Annotated in this window: 20 protein-coding genes and 1 pseudogene; 4 read left to right on the forward strand and 17 right to left on the reverse strand. The window is 65.9% G+C overall.

Annotation, left to right across the window (positions count from 1 at the left end; translation table 11 throughout):
- Nucleotides 1–7: 7 nt before the first annotated feature.
- Genes RJ03_RS34065 through RJ03_RS34080 form a run of 4 tightly spaced genes read right to left on the reverse strand, consistent with a single transcriptional unit; the run spans nucleotide 8 to nucleotide 4,429 of the window.
- A complete protein-coding gene (locus RJ03_RS34065; RefSeq protein ID WP_036511183.1) occupies nucleotides 8–970 on the reverse strand; it encodes a TAXI family TRAP transporter solute-binding subunit in 963 nt (320 codons plus the stop codon).
- Nucleotides 967–1,818: a fumarylacetoacetate hydrolase family protein gene (locus tag RJ03_RS34070; RefSeq protein WP_051025644.1), complete on the reverse strand. Its 852-nt coding sequence runs from the start codon at nucleotides 1,816–1,818 to the stop codon at nucleotides 967–969. The genes RJ03_RS34065 and RJ03_RS34070 overlap by 4 nt, the downstream gene beginning before the upstream one ends.
- Before the next feature lie 2 nt (nucleotides 1,819–1,820).
- The gene (locus RJ03_RS34075; RefSeq protein ID WP_036511189.1) at nucleotides 1,821–2,750 is read right to left on the reverse strand and encodes a VOC family protein; all 930 of its coding nucleotides are present in this window, start codon (nucleotides 2,748–2,750) and stop codon (nucleotides 1,821–1,823) included.
- Between the two features lie 23 nt (nucleotides 2,751–2,773).
- Nucleotides 2,774–4,429: a bifunctional 3-(3-hydroxy-phenyl)propionate/3-hydroxycinnamic acid hydroxylase gene (locus tag RJ03_RS34080; protein WP_051025645.1), complete on the reverse strand. Its 1,656-nt coding sequence runs from the start codon at nucleotides 4,427–4,429 to the stop codon at nucleotides 2,774–2,776.
- Between the two features lie 169 nt (nucleotides 4,430–4,598).
- Here RJ03_RS34080 and RJ03_RS34085 point away from each other — a divergent pair, with 169 nt between their 5' ends.
- Together RJ03_RS34085 and RJ03_RS34090 are read left to right on the forward strand one after the other, a co-directional pair.
- Nucleotides 4,599–5,054: a MarR family winged helix-turn-helix transcriptional regulator gene (locus tag RJ03_RS34085; protein WP_036511192.1), complete on the forward strand. Its 456-nt coding sequence runs from the start codon at nucleotides 4,599–4,601 to the stop codon at nucleotides 5,052–5,054.
- Between the two features lie 78 nt (nucleotides 5,055–5,132).
- Entirely contained in the window at nucleotides 5,133–6,488 is a 1,356-nt protein-coding gene (locus tag RJ03_RS34090) for a YhgE/Pip domain-containing protein (RefSeq protein WP_157163598.1), read from the forward strand.
- 43 nt (nucleotides 6,489–6,531) lie between these two features.
- Here RJ03_RS34090 and RJ03_RS34095 read toward each other — a convergent pair whose 3' ends face one another.
- The 4 genes from RJ03_RS34095 to mhpA form a co-directional block, all read right to left on the reverse strand.
- Complete coding sequence (locus RJ03_RS34095; protein ID WP_036511196.1) at nucleotides 6,532–7,317, reverse strand: IclR family transcriptional regulator; 786 nt, start codon at nucleotides 7,315–7,317, stop codon at nucleotides 6,532–6,534.
- A 137-nt stretch (nucleotides 7,318–7,454) separates the two neighbouring features.
- On the reverse strand, nucleotides 7,455–8,381 hold the full coding sequence (locus tag RJ03_RS34100; RefSeq protein ID WP_036511200.1) for a VOC family protein: 927 nt from the start codon (nucleotides 8,379–8,381) through the stop codon (nucleotides 7,455–7,457).
- Between the two features lie 8 nt (nucleotides 8,382–8,389).
- Nucleotides 8,390–9,262, reverse strand: coding sequence for a fumarylacetoacetate hydrolase family protein (locus RJ03_RS34105; protein ID WP_036511203.1), 873 nt, complete (start codon nucleotides 9,260–9,262; stop codon nucleotides 8,390–8,392).
- Nucleotides 9,263–9,299: 37 nt separating this feature from the next.
- The gene (mhpA, locus tag RJ03_RS34110) at nucleotides 9,300–10,916 is read right to left on the reverse strand and encodes a bifunctional 3-(3-hydroxy-phenyl)propionate/3-hydroxycinnamic acid hydroxylase MhpA (protein ID WP_036511206.1); all 1,617 of its coding nucleotides are present in this window, start codon (nucleotides 10,914–10,916) and stop codon (nucleotides 9,300–9,302) included.
- Nucleotides 10,917–11,384: 468 nt separating this feature from the next.
- Here mhpA and RJ03_RS37670 point away from each other — a divergent pair, with 468 nt between their 5' ends.
- Entirely contained in the window at nucleotides 11,385–11,852 is a 468-nt protein-coding gene (locus tag RJ03_RS37670) for a hypothetical protein (protein ID WP_157163599.1), read from the forward strand.
- Nucleotides 11,853–11,930: 78 nt separating this feature from the next.
- Here the strand turns inward: RJ03_RS37670 and RJ03_RS37675 are convergent, their stop codons facing one another.
- The gene (locus tag RJ03_RS37675; protein WP_157163600.1) at nucleotides 11,931–12,296 is read right to left on the reverse strand and encodes a hypothetical protein; all 366 of its coding nucleotides are present in this window, start codon (nucleotides 12,294–12,296) and stop codon (nucleotides 11,931–11,933) included.
- 459 nt (nucleotides 12,297–12,755) lie between these two features.
- On the opposite strand from RJ03_RS37675, the gene RJ03_RS34120 reads away from it, so the two are divergent.
- A complete protein-coding gene (locus RJ03_RS34120; RefSeq protein ID WP_036511212.1) occupies nucleotides 12,756–13,787 on the forward strand; it encodes a hypothetical protein in 1,032 nt (343 codons plus the stop codon).
- Between the two features lie 326 nt (nucleotides 13,788–14,113).
- Here the strand turns inward: RJ03_RS34120 and RJ03_RS34125 are convergent, their stop codons facing one another.
- From RJ03_RS34125 to RJ03_RS34155, 8 genes and pseudogenes are all read right to left on the reverse strand, one after another.
- The gene (locus RJ03_RS34125) at nucleotides 14,114–14,554 is read right to left on the reverse strand and encodes a DUF1931 family protein (RefSeq protein WP_174372370.1); all 441 of its coding nucleotides are present in this window, start codon (nucleotides 14,552–14,554) and stop codon (nucleotides 14,114–14,116) included.
- A gap of 13 nt (nucleotides 14,555–14,567) precedes the next feature.
- Complete coding sequence (locus RJ03_RS34130) at nucleotides 14,568–16,283, reverse strand: FAD-dependent oxidoreductase (protein ID WP_036511218.1); 1,716 nt, start codon at nucleotides 16,281–16,283, stop codon at nucleotides 14,568–14,570.
- Nucleotides 16,261–16,527 carry a ubiquitin carboxyl-terminal hydrolase 14 gene (locus RJ03_RS36640; RefSeq protein WP_083871553.1) on the reverse strand — a complete coding sequence of 89 codons (267 nt, stop codon included), beginning with the start codon at nucleotides 16,525–16,527 and terminating at the stop codon, nucleotides 16,261–16,263. Before RJ03_RS36640 ends, RJ03_RS34130 begins: the two co-directional genes overlap by 23 nt.
- Entirely contained in the window at nucleotides 16,524–16,976 is a 453-nt protein-coding gene (gene trxA / locus RJ03_RS34135) for a thioredoxin (RefSeq protein WP_036511221.1), read from the reverse strand. The genes RJ03_RS36640 and trxA overlap by 4 nt, the downstream gene beginning before the upstream one ends.
- A 14-nt stretch (nucleotides 16,977–16,990) precedes the next feature.
- A complete protein-coding gene (gene clpB / locus RJ03_RS34140) occupies nucleotides 16,991–19,621 on the reverse strand; it encodes an ATP-dependent chaperone ClpB (RefSeq protein WP_036511224.1) in 2,631 nt (876 codons plus the stop codon).
- A pseudogene (locus RJ03_RS34145) lies at nucleotides 19,603–19,931 on the reverse strand (chaperone modulator CbpM). Before RJ03_RS34145 ends, clpB begins: the two are co-directional and overlap by 19 nt.
- Entirely contained in the window at nucleotides 19,928–20,833 is a 906-nt protein-coding gene (locus RJ03_RS34150; protein WP_036511230.1) for a DnaJ C-terminal domain-containing protein, read from the reverse strand. Before RJ03_RS34150 ends, RJ03_RS34145 begins: the two are co-directional and overlap by 4 nt.
- A 6-nt stretch (nucleotides 20,834–20,839) precedes the next feature.
- Nucleotides 20,840–21,367 carry a nucleotide exchange factor GrpE gene (locus RJ03_RS34155; protein WP_036511233.1) on the reverse strand — a complete coding sequence of 176 codons (528 nt, stop codon included), beginning with the start codon at nucleotides 21,365–21,367 and terminating at the stop codon, nucleotides 20,840–20,842.
- Nucleotides 21,368–21,369: the final 2 nt, after the last annotated feature.

The following is a 21,369-nucleotide window of genomic DNA, read 5'->3' on the forward strand; positions in this document are numbered from 1 at the left end:
TCCGGAATCAGGCGTGCGGCAGGGCGTCGTAGTAGGCGGCGGCGCCGGGATGCAGCGGGATGGGGCTGCGGCCGATGGCGACCGGGTCCAGCGGGTAGGTGATCGGGCTCTTCTCCGGCGCCAGATGGCGGTATTGCGCCTCGATGATGTGGCGGGTTTCGCCGAGGATCCAGGCGATGGCGTAGGCGACGTCGTCGGGCAGATCGCTGCGGGTGACCATGAGGAAGTCGGAGAAGTCCAGCGTGTCGAAGCCCTCGCGGCCGGGAAAGTGATCGTCGTCGATCCGCGCCGACGGCCAACCGAAGTCCGCGTGCAGCGACTCGAGCACCTGCGGCTCGACCTCCAGAAAGTGATAGTCCCGGCCGAATTCCTGCCAGTGCGGCAGCATGATCGCCTCGTGCACAACGGCATTGGCCTGACCGGCGAGCACGCGATCGAACGTGTCGAAAGGTCGCTCGTCTTCGAGGAATTCGCCGCCCCAGCCGACGACATCGACCCCCGCGCGGTGCAACAGTTCGTGCGCCGCGACACCGACGCTGTTGATTCCGTCGTTGACCGATGTCGCGACGGACAGGGCGGGCTTGTGTTCGCGCAATTCGGCGAAGCTGGTGATCCCCAGCGAACGGTGCACACCTACGACCAGCCGGTCGCGTTGCGGAACGACTCCCAGACCGCGCAGTTCGGGGTAGTGCTCGTCGGAGTACACGCCGCGACCGGACAACGCGGCCGCGGCGAATGCCGCCGGGGTCGTCATCGCGACGTCGACCTCCCCGCGGCCCACGGCACGAACGTTGTCGGAGAAGCCGCGGCCGTTCCAGATCGCGATCCTGGTGTGCGGGCCGGATCGATCGGTCAGTTCCTGGCATACCCAGCCGCAGACTCGGTGCAGGTTGACGCTGCCCCAGTCGCCCTTGAAATGCAGGGTCAGCGAGCGGCCGATCCGCGGCTCTTCGGGACGGTGTGTGGTCATCGGCCGGCTCCTGTCGTCGAGGCGGTGATTTCCGCGCGGACCGTGCTGCGCAGGACGCCGACGCCGTCGATTTCGACGCTGACCTGGTCTCCGTCGCCGAGAAACAGCTGGGGGTCGCGCCGGTAGCCGACACCGCCGGGGGTGCCGGTGAGGATGAGGTCGCCCGGTTCGAGGGCGGTGAACGTCGAGATGGTGGCGATCAGTGTGGGAATCGAGAAGATCAGCATCGCTAGATCCGATTCCTGGACGGTCACACCGCCGACGACGGTTCGGATACCGGCGTGGCTCACGTCGACTTCCTCGGGTGTGACCAGGTACGGGCCGAGCGGGGTGGAGGCGTCCCACGCCTTGCCCTGCATCCACTGATGGGTCTTGTACTGGAAATCGCGCATGGTGATGTCGTTGGCCACGGTGTAACCGAGGATGTGGTCGGCGGCGTCGGCCTCGGCGATGCGGCGGCCGGCGCGACCGATCACGACCGCCAGCTCGCCCTCGTAGTCGATCTGCTGCGACTCCGGCGGTGCCACGATGTCGTCGTTCGCCCCGACCAGGCTGGACGCGAACTTCGGGAACAAGACCGGATACGTCGGTAGTTCCCTTTTGGTTTCGGTGACATGCTCGCGATAGTTCAGGCCGACACAGAAGATCTTCGCGGGGCGCGGCACCACTGGGAGCAGGCGCACATCCGCGATCGGTGTGCGGTCGGCGACGAGGCGAGGGGCATCGGCGAGCACCTGAGGCGTTGTGGCCGAACCGATTTCGGACAGACCCTCCAGCGGGATCAGTGCATCGCCGTCGACGACGCCGACCCGGCGCCGGTCATGGGCTTCATACGTGGCGTAAGCCATGCTCATTTCCCTTCGCTGGTCTTGCGCCAGGACGCCAGCTGGCCGCCCCACAGGTTCACGGTGTTGGGGATCGGCTTCCATCGGCGCGGCACGTAGGTGACGCGGTCGTCGTGGAATTTCTCCATCTCCGCGGACAGTTCGATGTGGTTGCCGGCGGGGTCGTCGAAGAACACGAACAGGTTGTTGCCCGGTCCGTGACGCCCGGGGCCCCAGGTGACGTCGACGTCCTCGTCGGTGAGGCGGTCACACCAGGCCTTGAAGTCCTCCCAGGCGGCGAGGTCGAACGAGTAGTGGTCGATATCGCCGCCGCGCCCGACGTTCACCACCGCGAGGGTGTGATGATCACGGTCGCTGCGCAGCCACGCGAAGCGGCCGTCGGCGAGCTGATCGGAGATCCGGAAGCCGACGACGTCGACGAAGAAAGCGACCATCGTCGGCACATCGTCGGTGGCCAGGGTGATGTGCTGGTATTTGATCGGCCTGCGACCGGTGTCGGCCGCGCTCTCGCCCTGACGTCGCACGCCGGTGTGAAAGTGCACCTCGGTGCCGTGCGGGTCGGTGGTCGCGATGCCGTACGCGCTGCCCGAGGCCGCGTCCAGATAGCGGGGATCGAGGTCGGCAACGGCGTATCCGGCGGCGCTCAGCCGCGCCGCGATGCCCTCGACGCCCTCGGCGTCGCGAACCTCGAATCCGTAGTGCCGCAGTCCTTGTTCACCCTCGACCAGGTCGATCACGTGATGGCCGGTTCCCCAGCCCAGCCGCAGTCCACCATCGGGGAGTTCGTCGTGGACGACCAGGCCGAGAACCCGGCCGTAGAATTCGGCGGTCGCGCCGACGTCCGGAACGGAAAAACCGATGTGGGACACCGCGGTCCGGGTCAGCGTTCCGGCCGCTTCGCGTTCCTGTAATACGACGCGCTGTGGCTTGTCCATGAGCGTGTGCCCTTCCTGTGTTGTCACTTCGTTGCCACGACCGGCGACGCGGCCGCGACGGGTGTGCCTGCCGAGGCGAGGTCGCCCTCGACATCCGGAGTCCACGATCGGACCTGCGCGGCGACGCGATCGGAGTCGCCCGGGTGCCACGCTGCGGCTACGAAACGGTCCGGACGCAGCAGCACGAACTGCCCTGTGTAGGAGCGGAATTCCTCTATCAAGGCACCGTCGACGTCGACGAGGACCTGTCGAGCGGTGCGCGGGAGCCGGTCGGCGGTCACTACCGACACCTCGGTCGCCGCCAGCAACTCGCTGATCAATTCCGTTGGCTCCCAGTGCTGTTCGCCGACGTCCACGCCGAGCAGCGCCCAGCCGTTTCCGAGCACGTCGTCGAGGCGCCGGACCGCGTGGTCGCGGACATCGAAGGCCAGCGGCTGTCCGATCGGAACACCTACCGCGCCCGCGGTTTCCGGCGCCGGCGCGAAGACCATCCCGTGCGTGTAATGCTGCGCCGGGCGGTATCGCATCTCCTCCAGAAAGGCGCGGCCGGCCGGGGCCGCCATGGCCGAGCGCGCCAATTCGTCCCGCCGGGCGGCGATATGCGGCGAGGTCGTCATCACCACACGCCCCAACCGCTCCGACATCCGCACGGTCGCCCACGCATGCGGCGCGCGCTCGCTGTGGTAGCTGCTCAGGATTCGCGAATCCAGTCGCCCCGCCAAGACGTCGGCGATCTTCCAGGTCAGGTTCGCGGCGTCGCGCACACCGGAGTTCAGGCCCTGACCGGCGAAGGGGGGCATCATGTGGGCCGCGTCGCCGAGGAGGAACGATCGCCCGATCATCCATTCGTCCGCGACCACGGCGTTGAACCGGTAGTTCACCGCTCGCTCCACCTGATGGGGAGCCAACTCCCGATACCGTGACACCAGCTGCCGAATCAGTTCGAACGACGGCGGCGCACCGGCTTCGCCCTCGCCGGGGAACAAGCGGAACTCGTAGCGGCAGCGACCGTTCAGGCCGGGCACCACCACATGGGGGCGATCGGGATCACCATGGTGCATGGCGAATCGCTCGGTGTGGTCGTCATCGACGGTGTCGACCACGAGCCAGACATCGCCGTAGCTGCGTCCGGTCATATCCACGCCCTGCAGCAGGCGCGTCGCCGAGCGCCCCCCGTCGCAGCCCAGAACGAACGCCGCGTCGACGGTGTCCGCCTCGCCACCGCACTCCGTCCGGATGCGCACTCGGTCCGAAAGCTGTTGAAAGCCGGTCACTTTCGTGCCGAAACGAAGTTCGACGCCCGGCCGCGACTCGACCGCGTTCAGCAGGGCGCGCTCCAGATCGGGCTGGGCGAACGGGTTCTTGAACGGGTATCCGAGCCGGTACGGACGCGCTCCTCGTGCATGGAACAACGGCTTTCCGTGCCGGTCGTAGTATCGAGTTCCGGTGCCGGGCACCACGATCGGCAGGATCGCGTCGACGATCCCCGCCTGCTGATACACCCGCAGGGACTCGTCGTCGATGCTGATCGCTTTCGGTTCGTCGCTGGTGGCGTCGTTCTGCTCCAACACCACCACACCCACGCCCCGCGCGGCCAGCAGCGCCGCAGCGGTCAGGCCCACGGGCCCCGCGCCACAGATCGCGACTTCGACCGTGACCGGCGACGGTGTCGTCGTCATTGATCCACCTCTCCGAATGTCCCCGCGATTGACGCTCGTCACACTATTGCCGCGTCCTGAATATCGAAAGTAAGTTCCTGCAATGCAGGACTTTGAGGGACGGATCCCGCGGACGCACGGGCCGCTCAGCGTCACGCGATAGCTCTACTTCTAGAGGTAAAGTGCGGGAATGGCCGCCACAGTCTCCGAATCCCTGCCCCACGACGTAGCCCGCACGATCTGGGCGATGCATCGCGCGTTGCGCAACCGCCAGGGAACTCCCACCGGCCAGACCGCCCGTCCACCCGCCCAGGTCGAATTGCTTCGCCTGGTGGATGCCACACCCGGCATCTCGGTCCGCGAACTCGCCGAGCAACTGCACATGCAGGCCAACAACGTGAGCACGCTGGTCACCACATTGATGAAGGACGGATTTCTCGAGCGGCGCAGACACCCCGACGACGCTCGCCAGGTGCAACTGTTTCCCACCTCGAAGATGCAGGAGGCCAGCCGGGAACTGTCGACTCGCCTCAGCGCAGGACTGACCGAAGCGCTCGGGCGACTCACCCCCGCCGCCCGGACGCGAATCGAACAGGCACTCCCCGACCTCTATGAGCTCGCACGCCTTCTGACCACCGAGGACTGACCGAAGGAGTTCTCGTCGCGGCCGCAACGTGAAAGCAAACACCTCTAGAACTATACCTATAGTGCTAGAGTTTTTCTCGTGATTTCATCGAATCCCGCGGCGCCCGGCAGGCCGATGTCGGCGCTCGGCGTCCTCCGCAACCCACGCAGCTGGCTGATTCCAGGCGTAGTGCTGACCTCGGCCATCTTCGCGATCACGCTGGTGTTCGCCGGCAGCGTCGCCAACCCGTCCGCAGATCTGCACGAAGCCCCGATCGGCCTGGTCAACCTGGACACCGGCCCAGACGGCCTGGGCGCGGCGGTATCGATCGGGATAGAACAGCAGCCGCAGCAGCCCGCCGACTCGGTGCGGTGGCACCGATACGACAACCTCGACGCGGTGCGAGCAGACCTCGCCGACAACAAACTGTTCGCCGCGGTCGTGTTGCCCCCGGACTATTCCGCAGGGCTCGAGTCGCTGCCGACATCCAGTCCCCACCGACCTCGGATCACGGTGCTGACCAACCCGGGAACAGGCACGATGGCCGCCGAACTCGGCGCCCGTATCGCAGAGTCGGCGGCACGAGCCGGATCCGTCGCCGCGGCCGCCCATACGGCGCCTCGCGCGTCCGCAGCGATACCGGCGGCCAACGCGGAATTGCTGGCCGACCCGGTGACGGTCACCGAAGAAGCCGCAGTCCCGCTCGGTGCGCGGACCGGCAACGGCATGACAGCGTTCTTCTACGCCCTGTTGCTGATGATGGTCGGTTTTCTCGGAGCCAACGTCATCAACGGCATGATCGACGCCGAACTCGGTTTCGCCGCAACCGAATTCGGTCCGCTGCGGAAATTCTCCGCCCCGAGGTTGATCGATCGATCGCAGACCTTCGCAGCCAAGGCTGCCGTGATGGTCGTCGTCGCGTGCACGGGATCGACCGCGATTCTCGGTGCGAGCGCCGCCGTTCTCCACCTGGACCTGCCACACGCGGGAACATTGTGGTTGTTCGGGGTGCTGGCGATTTCCGCGGTCGGCATCGGCACGCTGGCGGCCGTGACCCTGCTCGGCCCGCTCGGGATCGTGCTGGGGATGATCTTCTTCATCGGCTGGTCGATTCCGGTCTCCGGCGGCGCGATTCCGCTGCAGGCGATGCCGCCGTTCTGGCGATGGCTGGGCGGATTCGAGCCGATGCGCGCGATCGCCGACGGCACCCGCGCGATCACCTACTTCGACGCCCACGCCGCGGCCGGATTATCCCGGGCGCTGGTGACCCTCGCCGTGGGACTGGCCATCGGGCTGCTCGTCGGCGTTGCCGGCAACATCGGCTACGACCGCTCGGGAATGCATCGAATCAACCCCCACGCCATCCCCCACATCCACGACCTGATGCAAAGAATGACGCCACACCGGCACCGAGGCGAACGAACCCGATCGGTATCGCCGGCCGATCTTCGGTGAAAGATCTTCGGTGAAGGAGAGGGCAGCGACACTGCCCTCTCCCTCACGCACTACGCAGTTCCAATTGCGCGGAGATGGCGTGCGCCGCGTCGCGCACCGCGTTTTCCACCTCGCGCAAACGTGAACGAGGAACTCTCGCGGCCAGGGCGGCGACACTGATCGCGGCACAGACCGCACCCGAGCCGTCACGAATCGGAGCAGCCACACCCAGAATGTGCTCGTCGAGTTCTCCTTGCGAGACCGCGACGCCACGCTTGCGGATACGCACGAGCCGAGCACGCAATTCGTCCGGATCGGTGAGAGTCTTCGCAGTGAAGCGTTCCAGTGGCTCCCGCCCCAGAACCCGCACGACTTCCGCTGGGTCCGCCCAAGCGAGAAGGACCTCCGCAGCGGCACCGGCGTTGATCGGCAGGACCTGACCGCGGTCGTAGGTCAGACGCACCGCGTGGGCAGCCTCCACCAGATCCAGACACACCACCGACCTGCCCGACCGCCGCGTCAGCAACACGGTCTCGCCGACCTCCTCGGCGAGCGTCCGCATCACCGGCAGCGCGACCTCCGACAGGCCGATACCGGCACGCGCAAGGCGAGCGAGCTCGAAGATCCGTGGCCCCAGACGGAATCCACCGACGGTCTCTTCGATGAAGCCGTTGGCGACAAGGCTCTGCAGATAGCGATAGCCCGTCGAACGTGCGACACCCAACCCGGCCGCGATATCGCCCGCGCTCCACACCGGCTTGTCGGCGGAGAACAACAACAGGATGTCGAGCGCACGGTCAGCGGTCGAATTGCGCTCTCGGTACGCACTTGTGGCGCCTTCTCGTGCCATCGAACCACTCCCTGCGACGGTCGAAACATTCACGTCTGGCGACAGATCAACAACCGGACACCCCTTGCGGGCCGTCCAAGTCTAGTGAGTCGCACCGAACACCTCGGAACGGTCAGCACGCCCCGCTCATCGCAACGTCACCCCTTCGTGGAGTGCGCGCCGGTCATCAACGCGGCCAGGTCCTCGGGGTGCAGAAACGACGGTGGCGGTGGCGGACCCCACGCATACAGACCTTGCAACCCCTCGAGCACCTGCGGGCTCCACAGCTCGTCTTCGGGGCAGGTGTCCATGTCGGAGTAGTACTCGGAGAAGTTCCCCGCCGGATCCTTGAGGTACCAGAAGAAGTTCGCTCCCGCGTAGTGCCGGCCGAGGCCCCAGATGTGACGCTCCGGATGGTCTTCCAGCATGGCGAAGGCACCACGGCCGACATCGTCGATGTCGTCGACCTGCCAGCTCGTGTGGTGCATGAACGCGACCGGCGCCGCCATCAGCAGCACGTTGTGGTGTTCGACCGAGCACCGCAGAAACGCGGCCTTGTCGCCCATGTAGTCACTGACCTTGAAGCCGAGACCGTCGATGAAGAACCGCATCGTGGTGGTGAGGTCCGTGGTGCCGATGACACAATGCCCGAGTTTGCGCGGGCGCACCCGGCCCGCACGAGCGATGAACGGCGCTCTGCCCCAGCGGTCGATACGACCGGGTGCGTTGTACGGGGTGGGCTCCACCGGTGGCTCGACGACGATCCGCGGCCGTACCGCGACCCGAACGGTCGTTCCGGTGACAGGTTCGGTGGCGCGCACGGAACCCGGGTCGGTCCGGGCCGCCACCCCGAGAGCCGCGAGTTTGGTGGCGATGGAACCGATGTCGTCCTCGTCGTCGGCGGCGATCGACAGCTCGACCAATCGCCGCAGGGGCGCGTGAACCAGTTCGAGTTGTTCTCCGCCATTGCTTGTCGCGAACCGGCCGTCGCCGAGGTGGTCGAGTCCGAATTCGGTGTAGTAGCCGACGGTTTCATTCAGGTTCGGCACACCGATGGTGACCTTCCCCAGCCCGTGCAGTGCCATGGGTGTCCCTACTCTGCCTCGACGAATGTCTGGTGCAGCGTGCCGATTCCTTCGATCCAGCTGGTCAGACTCTCGCCCGTCTTCAGGAAACGCTGCGGATCTCGGCCCACACCCACACCGGCCGGAGTTCCGGTGAAAACGACGTCGCCCGGATAGAGGGTGACGGTCTGCGAGAGGCCGGAAATCAACTGCGGCACAGAGAAGATGAGATCTCGCGTGCGGCCCTTCTGGACCTCTTCTCCGTCGACGGCACAACCGAGTTCGAGATCGTCCGGGTTGGCCAGTGAATCAGGAGTCACCAGCCACGGCCCCTGCGGTGAGAAGCCTGGAAACGACTTGCCCAGACCGAACTGCGGGGCCGGGCCACGCAATTGCGACACCCGCTCCGAAATATCCTGGCCGACGGTGAGTCCGGCCACCGACTCCCACACGTCGCCGGGCTCGACGCCGTGCAGTGTGCGTCCGATGACGACGACGAGTTCGACTTCCCAGTCGGCATTGCCGCCGGCCGGTAGCACGACGGCGGTGTCGGGCCCGCTGAAGCTCGATACGTATTTGGTGAACACCGGCGGAAGATGCTCGGGCGCCTCGAAACCGGATTCGGCGGCGTGGGCGCGATAGTTCAGCCCTACCGCGAACACCTGGCGCGGTGCCGGAGAGGGAGGTCCGAGAAATGCCCGGTCGAGCGGAAAAGCGTGCTCCTGCAGTGCCTCCGGCGCGAGACCGGCCGCCCACGTCGTGAACGTGTCCCAGCAGGCATAGAGCTGAGGCAGGTCCGGGCCGAATCGGCCGCCGGAGATCGCCGCGACCGGTGCCGCCTGCTCGGCCCCGTCCGCACCGAAGACGAAGACGGCACGTTCGTCGAGATTGGCAATACGCATGGTGTAGGTTCTCCTCGGAATGTGATGTGATCGACGCTCAGGCCGCGCCCGGCGCCGGGACCGACATGGTGTCGTGCCGTAGGCGAGCCGCGTACTCTTCGACGAGGCCGGCGATACCACCGATGTCCCCGACTGCGCCGTAGATGTAGTGGTCGGGTCGGATCAGCACGGCGGCAATCGAATTGGTGTCGAACCACCGTGTCCACTCACCGGTGAAGTCGCGCAGATCTGGGTCGCCCGCAGCCGATATCGACTTCGCGGCGGCTTCGATCGCCGGAAGTGTCCTCCGCGTTTCTGCGTCCAGTATCTGCTCGGCCCCGCTGTCCGACAGAAGAAGGAGCACGGCTCGATTCCCGGTCGCATCGTCGAGCAGGCGCGGCGAACGCTGCACCTCGACGGCGAATTGCGGGACGAGAGTGCCTCCCAGCACACAACCGGTTCTCACGATCCCCTCACCGAGTACCGGGCGGGCCGTCACCGGCAGCACCTCGGCAGGATCAGCGCCGCCAGCGATCATTCGCTGATCGCGCAGCGCGGCCTGGTCCGGATCGAGCACACAGATCACCTTGCCCAACTCGACCGACATCGCGATCGCGTGTTGCAGGTGCACACTTCGCTCGCTGGTATAGGTGTCCAGCAGGGCGGGGCCGGAGACACCGCGCAACACCCGGTCGAGTTTCCATGCCAGGTTCGCGCTGTCCCGCAGTCCCGAACACATGCCCTGTCCCGCGAAGGGTGGCATCTGGTGGGCGGCGTCGCCTGCGATGATCAGCCGTCCGCGGCGCCAGGTGTCGGCCCAGCGAGCCCCGAACGTATACATCGCGTGCCGTTCCAGACGGGTGTTGTCCGGGGTTCGCCCCCAGGCCCGCAACAACTTCCAGGCATTCTCCGTGGTGCCGAGTTCCTCCGGGTCTTCACCGGGCAATCGCATGAATTCCCACCGCCGGCGCCCGGGACCGCCCGAGACGATGGTGGTCGGCCGCGCCGGATCACAGAGCTGCCAGTTCATCGGCGACCAGGTGAGATCGTCGGACGGGATGGTGTCGATGATGAACCAGTCGAAGAAGGACCCTCGATCATCCATCCGGGCGCCCATCCGGCGACGCACGAAGCTGTTCGCCCCATCGCACCCGATGACGTACCGAGCCGTGAATCGACGCGTGACCTGGGTGGTAGGCGCGAGGTGGCCCGGCCTCACAACGCCGGTGTCACCGGCCGACACGACGACATCGTCGGCTCGCTCCTCGATATCGATAACGTCGGCGCCGCGCACCAGACCGACATTCGGCATGGAGGCCACCGCCTCGGCCAGTACCCGCTCCAACTGCGGCTGTGAGAAGAAATTCGCCGTCGGCCACCCGTTGGGCCCCGTCCCCGACCAGTCGATTCGCACCAACGCCTCACCCGCGGCGTTTCGCCATTCGTAGAAGTCGGGTACCGGTTCGATGATCGCCTTCACCTCGTCGGCGAGTTCCATGGATTGGAAGACCCGGCCGATCTCGTCGTCGAAGTGCACAGCACGCGGGAGCGGGTACGGCTCCGGCCACCGCTCGACCACAACAACATCGTGGCCCATCAACCCGAGCATGCGCGCGGTCGCCAAACCGACCGGACCGGCCCCGACTATCACCACGTCGTGATGTGAATTCTGCATGGATCCCCGATTCGAGTGACGCGGACAACACCGCCGCAAGATTAGGAAGCAGTCCTGAAATACGCAATCATTGTCCTGCATTTCAGGATGACTCATGCTGTTCCGGCCATTGCGTTCGAGCGGTGAAGCTCGGCTCGACACACGGGACCCAGCCACGCACTCGAGCCTGATCTGCTACCGACTGAACCCGCTGCAAGAAACGTCATTGCGCACAGCACCGGGGAACTGAGTGGTTGATGACGAGGATTGTGATCGATGGAGCCACGCCCCAGCCATCGCAACCATCGTCCAACGTCACAGAAGTATCTCCTGAACCAACAGTCCCACCAGTCACAGGACCCAGCTGAGTTCAAAACAGGAAGACCACGAGATTTCCGCAGAACAGAGCGCTACAGAGGCTCCAAACCAACTCGCAGACCGTGAACGGTCAGGACTAAGAAAAGGCTCTGACCAGGTGATACAAGAATTGTGGACCTGGCTGGGCGTTACGCGAAACGGGATGACCTGCGCAAACTCGAAAACCTCACAGCCGGAATCCAATCCGACAGCGTCGAACCGAGGAGACGGCAGCGGAAATCACCCAGCCCGATGCGGCCCAAGCCGGCCCGGAACATCCAACACCGACTCCCCCGCCGCACCGTCGACGAACTCGTCCAGGCCTACCGAGACGGCGCAACAACGCTCGAACTTGCCGCCCGATACGACATCTCCAAAACCGCCGTCCTGAACCTGCTCATTAGAGAAGGGGTAACCCGCCGTCACCAACCTCTCACTGACGCCGACATCGACCACCTCGAAAACCTTTACCTCGCCGGCAACTCCCTCGCCTCCTGCAGCCGACTCAGCGGAACACCCGCCAGCACGATCAAAGACGGACTCCACAAACGCGGAACCCCGATGCGCCCCGCCGGTGGACACCGCAACAACCGCACATGAGCCGACACCGAGTGTCGACACACCCGAAAAGCCACCCAATTCAACCCGATAGCGAACCTTCAGCAATCGCTGAACTCGTCAGGCGCGCTCCGTCAACCATTGCCCTACGTTGGTGCCCCCGACCCGACCGGTGTTGGTAAGGCACGATGGGTGATGTGATGGAAGCCCGCGCTCAACGCGTTCGCCATCGCATTCGAAGGCCGGATCACCCAACCGGAAACTGACCCCTACGGGGTCAGATCCACCGGTAATTCGACACTTCCGCGTCGGTGCGAGCGTGGCGGCGGAGCGCGTGTTTCGGGTCTTCTCGTTGGTCGGGAAGAACAGCTCGACCGACAGATCGGAATGGGTGAGACCCATCGGCGTACCGAAACTCCCCAGCAGGTTCGCCGACAATTGCGGCAAGCTCCAAGTGCGGAAGATGTTGGTCGGCGCACCGCGCACGTATTCGAGAATACCCGAACCAGGCTGCGCGCAGCATGATTGGTGAGTCGCACATTCCAGCCGCGGTCGATTACGGCGCCGGAAACGGGTCGTGGGAGTCCAGCAACGCCTGCAAGGATCGCAGGATGTGCAATAGCGCCCGTTGAGCGAGGTTTCCGTGTAGGGGTGCGTAGCCGGCGGCAAGGCGCCAGTCGTTGCGTTCGGGTAGTGGGAGATCCAGTTGACTTTCTCGTGCCTCGCGGCCGTCGGTTTCCGTCGCGTGAACTTCGTGATTCGCCGGTCGGGTGCCGCGAGTTGTTTTGCGCTGCAACATGAATGGCCAGCCGCGTGATCGTCGTTGTCTGAAGCCCTCTCCGCGGCCTACGCGTCGATCGCGATCCGTTCGTTGCCGCGAAGGTTTCGCGGGCGCGTGAAAACCGGAGACGTTTGGCCGGCCGGGGGCGAGGGTAGGCCGGGCCTATGGCACGGGAACAGTCGTCAATTCTGCTGATCGCCGATCCCGGAGCGCCGGCGGCGATCGCCGAGCATCTGTCCGAATCGCTCTCGAATGAGCGGACCGACGGGGCCGCGCCCGAGACTCGGGATGTGTCGGTGCGATGTCACGCCTACCCCATCGACGAGCACACCGAGTTCTCGGAGGTCGTCGACACCATCGACCCGAGTGGCCAGACCGAGGACGTCGTCATCTACCTCACCGATCTGCCTCGCCGTCAGGGAACGACGCCGGTACTGGCCGACATCAGTGTGCCGGACCGGTTCGCCGTGATCTCCATCCCGGGTCTGGGTGGTGCGTTCATTCAGCGCCGGGTGCGGGGCTTGGCGCGAGCCGTCGTGGCCGAGATGACGAGCCGGTCGAGCCCACAGAAAGCTGCAACCGAGCGGCTGAATCGGGTGCAGGACGGCGATATCGTCCACTACCTCGCCCCGTCGGTCCTGTCGCGCCTGCGGCTGCTCGCGGGCATGGTCTATGCCAATCGACCATGGCGATTGGTGACCGGCATGTCGAAGGTGATGATGGCGGCCTTCGCCACCGGGGCTGTCAGCCTCGCCTATGGGACGATGTGGCGGCTGTCGGCCACGATGGGCCCGTGGCGATTGAGCGCGGCAACGGCCCTCGCGAGCGTGGCGCTGATCGCCTGGCTCATCATCGAACACAATCTATGGGAACGCCCGCACTCGAGAAGCGAACGAGAGCGCGCGGCGCTGTACAACGCATCGACCGTCATCACCCTGACGATCGGCGTCGTTGTCTTTCACGCCGCGCTGTTCATCCTGCTGATGCTGACCGCCTGGTGGACGATACCGCCGCAGATGGTTACCGAAAACACCGGCGGGCCTGCGGGATTGGCGACGCTGCTGCTGATGGCCTGGCTGGTCGCCGCCGTGGCCACCCTGGGCGGTGCGCTGGGGTCGGGTATGGAGGACGACGAGGCCGTGAAGGCTGCGGCCTACGGGGCTCGGCAACGCCGGCGATTCGACCACACGGACTGACGACCCTTCCACTGGCGAATCGGTTGAGCCCGAACGCGACGAAGCAGTCCTGACCGCGTCGCGCATGGTCTGTCCACCAGCGCATCGCCACCTGTCTTCACCTGGCCGAGTAGTCGACCGGCCCCGAGATCGCCGATCGGCGTCGCCGCGAGCCGCGTCAGGCCGAGGGTGGCGGGTTCGAGGTGGGACCGAGAGCTGGCGAGGATAAACCGGTCTTGCCCGGCGGGCGTTGCAAGCTGAATACATTGCGGCGCAAACTATTCCACAACGCAAATGGCGTCGCAGGGGCGGCGGCGGTCTACTCGGCTCCGCCGGGCGGGGAGTGGTCAGAGCAGGAGATGGAAGATGTCGAAGGCGACGTTCCATTCGGCGGTGCGGGGGTTCTTACGGTCCGGCTCGATCGTAACGAAGGTGTGCGCCAGCGCCACGCTCAAACCTCCGGCGATCAGCGGCAATCGCTGCTCGGTCGCCTCGGAGAGGGCCATGTCCAATGGCGGCCGGGCCGTCAGTTGATCGAGCAGAGCCTGTAGTTCGATTTCCTGGTCGAGTTTTTCGAACCGGTGGATGCTCTCCTGCAGCCCCTTGGTGATCGGCAGGTCCCACGGTTCGATCACGTCCCTCAGGTTCGCCTTGGCCGAGGCCTTGCCGATGAGGATCAGATCGTAGATCTTGTCGTCGATGAAATCCGTATAGCGCTTGAGGTCGTTCCGGTCGACTTGCAGGCCGGCCGCTGCCCGGAAGAGTTGCTGGAATTTCACGGTACCCATCACTGGCATGTCGTCAGCTCCTGTCGAAGTATTCATGGATTTGGCGAACCGCCATCGCTCCCTCACCGACAGCGGAGGCGACCCGTTTCACGGAATCGCTGCGGACGTCGCCGACAGCGAACAGGCCGGGCAGGCTCGTTTCGAGCGTCCTCGACGGCCGGTCGCCGATCCACTGGTTGCCGTCCGCACGGGCGCGGACCGCGTCCATGCCCGTGCGGACGAAGCCGTGGTCGTCGAGTGCGATCGTGTCGGCCAGCCACCCGGTGTGCGGCACCGCCCCGATGAAGACGAACAGCGCGCGCACCCGAAGGGTGTCGCGCGCGCCCGTGTGATTGTTCTCGACCACGATCTCGTCGAGGTACTTCTCACCGTGGACCTCGCGAATCTCGGTATTGCGGTGAACGGTCACGCGCGGATGGCGCTCGATCTGGTCGACGAGGTAGCGGGACATGCTCTTTCCGAGGTCACCGCCGCGGATGAGCAGGTCCACGTGGGAAACACGGTCCGCGAGAAAGACGGTGGCCTGCCCGGCGGAGTTTCCGCCGCCGACGATGGCCACCGGGTCGGTGCCGCACATCCGCGCTTCCTGATGAGTTGCGGCGTAGTACACGCTCGTCCCCTCCAGTACCTCGATTCCCGGAACCGACAACTTGCGATATCGCGCCCCGGTGGCCAGCACGACGGCCCGGCCGCGAACCGTGCCGCCGTCCGCCAGCCGAAGCACGTGGTCCCCGCCCTCGGACTCCAAACCGGTCACCTCCGCCGACACCAGGATGCGGGCACCGAACTTGCCGGCCTGGATCACGGCCCGCTCCGCCAATTCGGCGCCGGAAATCCCTGCCGGGAAGCCCAGGTAGTTCTCGATCCGGGAGGAGGTGCTCGCCTGGCCACCCGCGGCGAACGACTCGAGTGTCACCGTGTTCAACCCGTCCGAAGCGCCGTACACGGACGCGGCCAGACCGGCCGGTCCCGCACCCACCACGATGAGGTCGCTTACGTCCTGGGCCGCATCCGGGACCGGAAGCCCGACGATGCGGGCGAGTTCCGCATTCGTCGGATTGCGCAGCACCTTCTCGCCGTGCCAGATCACCACGGGAGTGTCCTCGGGGGAGACGTCCAGGCTGCGCAGCAGCTGCTCCGCCCGTTCGTCGCGCTCCAGATCGATCCACCTGTGGGGCAACCGGTTTCGCATGGCGAACTCACGAAGCCGCAACGTATCCGGTGAATAACAGGAGCCGATGATCCGGAACCCCGAACCGAGCCCGATCAGCAGATGCCGCCGCACCAGGTAGGCGCGCAGGATCAGATCGCTGAGGACGGGGTCGTGGGAGACCAGCTCGCGCACCCGCTCGGCCGGGACGACGAGTATCTGGCCGTCCTCGATCGTCTCGGCGGTGAAGAACGCCACCTGGCCTTCCAGCAGCCCGAGCTCGCCCAGAAATCGGCCAGGACCGTGCACGCGCAGTATCCGGCGTGCGCCGTCCCCGTCGCCCTCATCGATGATCGCCACCTTGCCCGAGAGGATGACGAAGAAGTCGTTGCTGGGCTCGCCCTCGCGGACCAGCACCTCACCGGCGCCAACCGATCGACGCGCGCCACCGACCTCGAGCGTCGCGACCTGCTCGTCGGTCAGGCGCGGGTAGGCTCCCAGCTCGTCCGGAGTCTCGGCGTCGACAGCCGGAATCTCGCGCACGGGAGCGCCGTCCTCAGACGAAGTTCTGGTCGACATAACACCACCGCCAATCTTCACCCGGCTCCATCGACCGGACGATCGGATGGCCGACAGTATGAGCGTGCGCGCTCGCATGCCTGCCCGGCGAGGAGTCGCAGCAACCGACATGTCCGCACGTCAGACACAGCCTCAGATGTACCCACGGGGTGCCGAGGCGAAGACATTCCTCGCAGCCCTGCGGAGTCCGGGGTGCCACGGGCCGGATCGCGGTCACGTGTGGGTCGACAGGGACAGAAGTCATGACGTCGCCTCCTTGCCCGCATGTGCCGAGAGCGCATGATCGAGCCATGTGCGCAGTTGTGGTATCGGAGCGGCGCCCGCCTGACGAGCCAGCACCTCGCCTCGGTCCATCACCAGCAGAGTCGGTACCGCGCGGACGGTGAATCGTTCGGCCGTCCTGGGCGCAGCATCCACGTCGACCTTCACCAGTTTGATTCGACCCGCGCGTTCCCTGGCGAGCTGCTCGAGCGCCGGACTGACCGTGCGGCACGGGCCACACCACGTGGCCCAGAGGTCGACGAGAACGGGGACCGAGGATCTCTCGGCGACCTCCGCGAAGTCGTCGTCCCCTGCCGAGGCGATCCAGGGCAGCGGCTCATGGCAGTTCCCGCATCGCGGTTTTCCTTCCCCGGCCGCCGCTACCTTGTTGACCTTGCCGCAGTTCGGGCACTTCACGTTGTCGGTTCTCATGACGACACCTCCTCTCAGGCCGCCGCGACGGCAGGTTCGGCATACGCGACGGCGAGTTCGCCGCCGGCCACCGTGACACGGATGGTGCCCCCCGGTTCGATCTCGCCGCGCAACAGCGCACGGCCGATCCTGGTTTCGACCTCGTGGGCGATGTACCGCCGCAGCGGCCGCGCGCCGTAGACCGGGTCGAAACCGTGTTCGGCGATGAGCCGCCGCGCCTCCGGCGTGATATCCAGGTGTATCTGCCGCTCCGACAACCTGTTTCGGAGCTCGGTGAGTTGTAGCTCCACGATGTGCTCGATCTGGGGCAGCGTGAGCGGGGTGAACAACACGATGTCGTCGACCCGGTTGAGGAACTCGGGGCGGAAGTGCCCGCGCAGCTCCGCCAGCACCCGCTCCCGCGCATCCGGTGTGATCTCGCCGTCGGCTGTGACTCCCCCGAGGAGATACTGGGATCCGATGTTGGAGGTCATGATGATCACCGTGTTCCGGAAATCGACCTGCCGCCCTTGAGAGTCGGTGATCCGGCCGTCATCGAGCACCTGCAGCAGGGTATTGAAGACGTCGGCGTGGGCCTTCTCGATCTCGTCGAAGAGCACGACGGAGTACGGCTTGCGGCGCACCGCCTCGGTGAGCTGGCCGCCCTCGTCGTACCCGACGTACCCGGGGGGCGCACCGATGAGCCTGCTCACCGTGTGCCGCTCCTGATACTCGCTCATGTCCAGGCGCACCATGTTGTCTTCGCTGTCGAAGAGGGCACTGGCCAGCGTCTTCGCGAGCTCGGTCTTGCCCACGCCCGTCGGGCCCAGGAAGATGAACGAACCGATCGGCCGGCGCGGGTCACGGATACCGGACCTCGCCCGGATCACCGCGTCCGCGACCAGTTGCACCGCCTCCTCCTGACCGACGACCCTCTCGTGCAGAATCTCGTCGAGCTTCAGCAGCTTCTCCCGCTCGCCTTCCTGCAACCGGGCAACCGGGATACCCGTCCACGCGGCCACGATCTCCGCGATCTCGTCTTCGGTGACCACCTCCCGGAGCAACGGATTCCGCCCCTGCCGGGCGGCCAGTTGCTCTTCCGCCGCCGTGAGCCTGCGTTCCAGCTCGGTGATCTCGCCGTATCGCAACTCAGCAGCACGATTGAGGTCGTAGTTGCGCTCCGCCTCTTCGGCCTCATGGCGCAACCGTTCCAGCTCTCCCCGCAGCTCCTGCACCCGCCGGATCGCCTGCCGCTCCGCCTCCCATTGAGCGTGCCGGGCGTCGGCCTCGGCCCGCAGGTCGGCCAGCTCCTTACGGAGCTCTTCGAGGCGCGCCTTGCTGGCCGCGTCCGTTTCCTTGGACAGCGCGGCCTCTTCGATCTCCAGCCGGGTGACCTTCCGGGTGAGCTCGTCGAGTTCGGCGGGCATCGAGTCGATTTCGGTCCGTAGCCGAGCGCATGCCTCATCGACCAGATCGATCGCCTTGTCCGGAAGGAAGCGGTCGGTGATGTACCGGTGCGAGAGGGTCACGGCGGCAACCAGGGCGCCGTCCTGAATCTTCACGCCGTGAAACACTTCGAGGCGTTCCCGAAGTCCGCGCAGAATCGAGATCGCGTCCTCGATGCTGGGCTCGTCGACGAGAACGGTCTGGAATCGACGCTCCAGTGCCGCATCGGATTCGATGTGTTTGCGATATTCCTCGAGAGTGGTGGCGCCGATCATGTGCAGTTCGCCGCGGGCGAGCATCGGCTTGAGCATGTTGCCGGCGTCGAGAGACCCTTCGCCGCCCGATCCCGCCCCCACCACGGTATGTAACTCGTCGACGAACAACAGGATGCGCCCCTCGGCCGCCTTCACCTCCGACAGCACCGCCTGCAGTCGCTCCTCGAACTCGCCGCGGTACTTCGCGCCGGCCACCAGGGAACCCATGTCGAGCGAGAAGATCGTCTTGTCGCGCAGGCCCTCGGGCACGTCGCCGCGGACGATCCGCTGGGCGAGCCCCTCCACGATCGCCGTCTTACCGACGCCGGGGTCGCCGATCAGCACCGGATTGTTCTTCGTCTTCCGGCTCAAAATCTGCGTGACTCTGCGGATCTCGGCATCTCGGCCGATGACCGGATCGAGTTTGCCTGCCCGCCCCTCGGAGACGAGATCGCGTCCGTACTTCTCCAGAGCCTCATACGCCCCCTCCGGGGTGGCCGAGGTGACGCGCTGATTCCCGCGCACTGTGGTCAAGGCGGTGAGGAAGGCCTCCCGTGTGACCCCGTGACGCGCGAGGATCCGTCCCGCCGCACTGGCCGACCCCTCCTCGGAGAGGGCCATCACGAGATGCTCCACCGACACATAGGAATCCTTGAGGCGCTTCGCCTCCCGTTCCGCGGCGTCGAGCAGCTTGGCCAAGCGCTGGGTGATCATCACCTGACCGGGCGTCGCGCCGGGGCCGCTGACCTTCGGCCTACGCTGCACTTCACCTTGCAGATCGGATCGCAGGGCATCGACGTCCGCACCGGTCTGCTCGAGCAGTCGGGGTACCAGCCCTTCCGGCTGATCGACCAACGCGAGCAGCAGGTGCTCTCCGTCGACCTCGGTGTGCCCCATTCTGGTCGCGATGTTCTGGGCTTCCTGCAGGGCTTCTCGTGACCTTTCAGTCAGGCTGCCGGTGTCCATGGGGTGTCCTCCTTGCGCGGGAAGCTGCTTCGAGTTTCTCGATTCGATCCAGCAGATCGAGCACAAGCCCGATCGCCGAGTAGTTCAGGCCCAGGCCGGTCCGCAGCCGTTGGATGCGGGCGGCGTTAGCCACTTCGGATGGTTCGAACGACATCTCGCCGGAGGCGTCGCGGTGGGCATCGAGCAGGCCGAGAGCCACCAGCCTTCGTGCCAGATCCGGGTGCAGCCCGGTGCGTTCTGCGAAGGCGACCGGCGACAATCCGGGACGGCAAACCAATACGTACCGGGTGACCGGGGTCGGTGTGCTCATGTCTTTTTCCTCGGATCGAAGTTCGATTCGGCGGCCAGTTGTTCGAACAGTTCGCGTTCGCGCGCTGTCGGTTTCGACGGCACCATCACCTTGATTTCGGCGTAGAGATTGCCCTTGGCGCCACGCGGATTGGGCATCCCTTCTCCGCGCAGGCGCAACTTCCGGCCCGTCGAGGAGCCCGGTGCCACTTTGACCTTCGCCTCACCGCCCGGGGTGGGGACGACAACGGTCGACCCGAGCACCGCCTCCCATGGCGATACGGGCAGGTCGACGTAGATGTCGCGGCCCTCTACCCGGAACCGGGGATGCGGTTTGATCCGCACCACGAGGTACAGATCCCCGGGCGGTGCGTCACCGTTGCTCCGGCCGCCTTGCCCGGCCAGCCGGATCCTTTGGCCGTCCAGGACACCGGCGGGGATGTCGACGTCGAACTGCCGCCCATCCAATCGGAGACTGCGTTTACCGCCCCGATACGCCTCTTCCAGGGTCAGTTCCAGTTCCGCTTCCTGATCGGCGCCGGGAATCGGTCCGTACCCGCCGGCGCCGCCGAACATCTGACCGAAGAGGTCCTCGAAACCGACGGCGCCCTCGCCGCCGAAACCGTGACCGAAGCGCACCCTTCTGCCTGTGCCGCCGTACCCGCCGGCGCTCGCCCGGACCCGTTCGTCGTAATCCTCGGGAATACGCCGGAAGTCCTCACCGAATCGGTCGTAGCGTTTCCGGGTGTCCGGATCGGACAACACCGAATAGGCCTCGTTGGCCTCCTTGAACTTGTCCTCCGCGGTGGGGTCCTTGTTCACGTCGGGGTGATACTTGCGCGCCAGCTTGCGGTAGGCCTGCTGGATTTCGTCGGTGCCGGCACCTCGTGGGACACCGAGCACTTCGTAGTAGTCACGCGCCATCGCTGCTCACCCCTCGGGCCGGCTGACAACCACGGAGGCGGGACGCAACTGCCGGCCGTCCTCCCCATAGCCGGGGCGCACGACCTCGATCACGGTCCCGGAGGGAAGGTCGGGTTGGGCCACCACGCTGACCACTTCGTGGAGCTCCGGGGAGAACGGCACACCGACCTCGTCGTGGCGCTCGAAGCCGAACTGCGCCAGCACTTGTACCGCCTGGTCCCGGATCGCCTTCACGCCCTCGACGACGGCCTGGGGATCGCTGCCCGCATGGGCCAGGGCGAGCTCCAAGTTGTCCAGCACCGGGAGCCACGCGGCGGAAACCCTCGCCACCTCCGCGGCCCGTGCGCGCTCCAGATCCTTGGCAAACCGCTTGCGCAGGTTGTCCAGATCCGCCAGGGCCCTGCGCCAGCGGTCCTCGAGTTGAGCCAGCTCGGCCCCCGTGTCGGTGCGGTCAGGAGCCGTCTCGGCCTGATCCTCGTCGGTAGCCGACTCGGTCGCCGACTCATTCGTCGAATGATCTGCAGACCTTTCCATCG

This window comes from Nocardia aobensis NBRC 100429 (genome assembly GCF_000308375.1).
Taxonomy (GTDB): Bacteria; Actinomycetota; Actinomycetes; order Mycobacteriales; family Mycobacteriaceae; genus Nocardia; species Nocardia aobensis.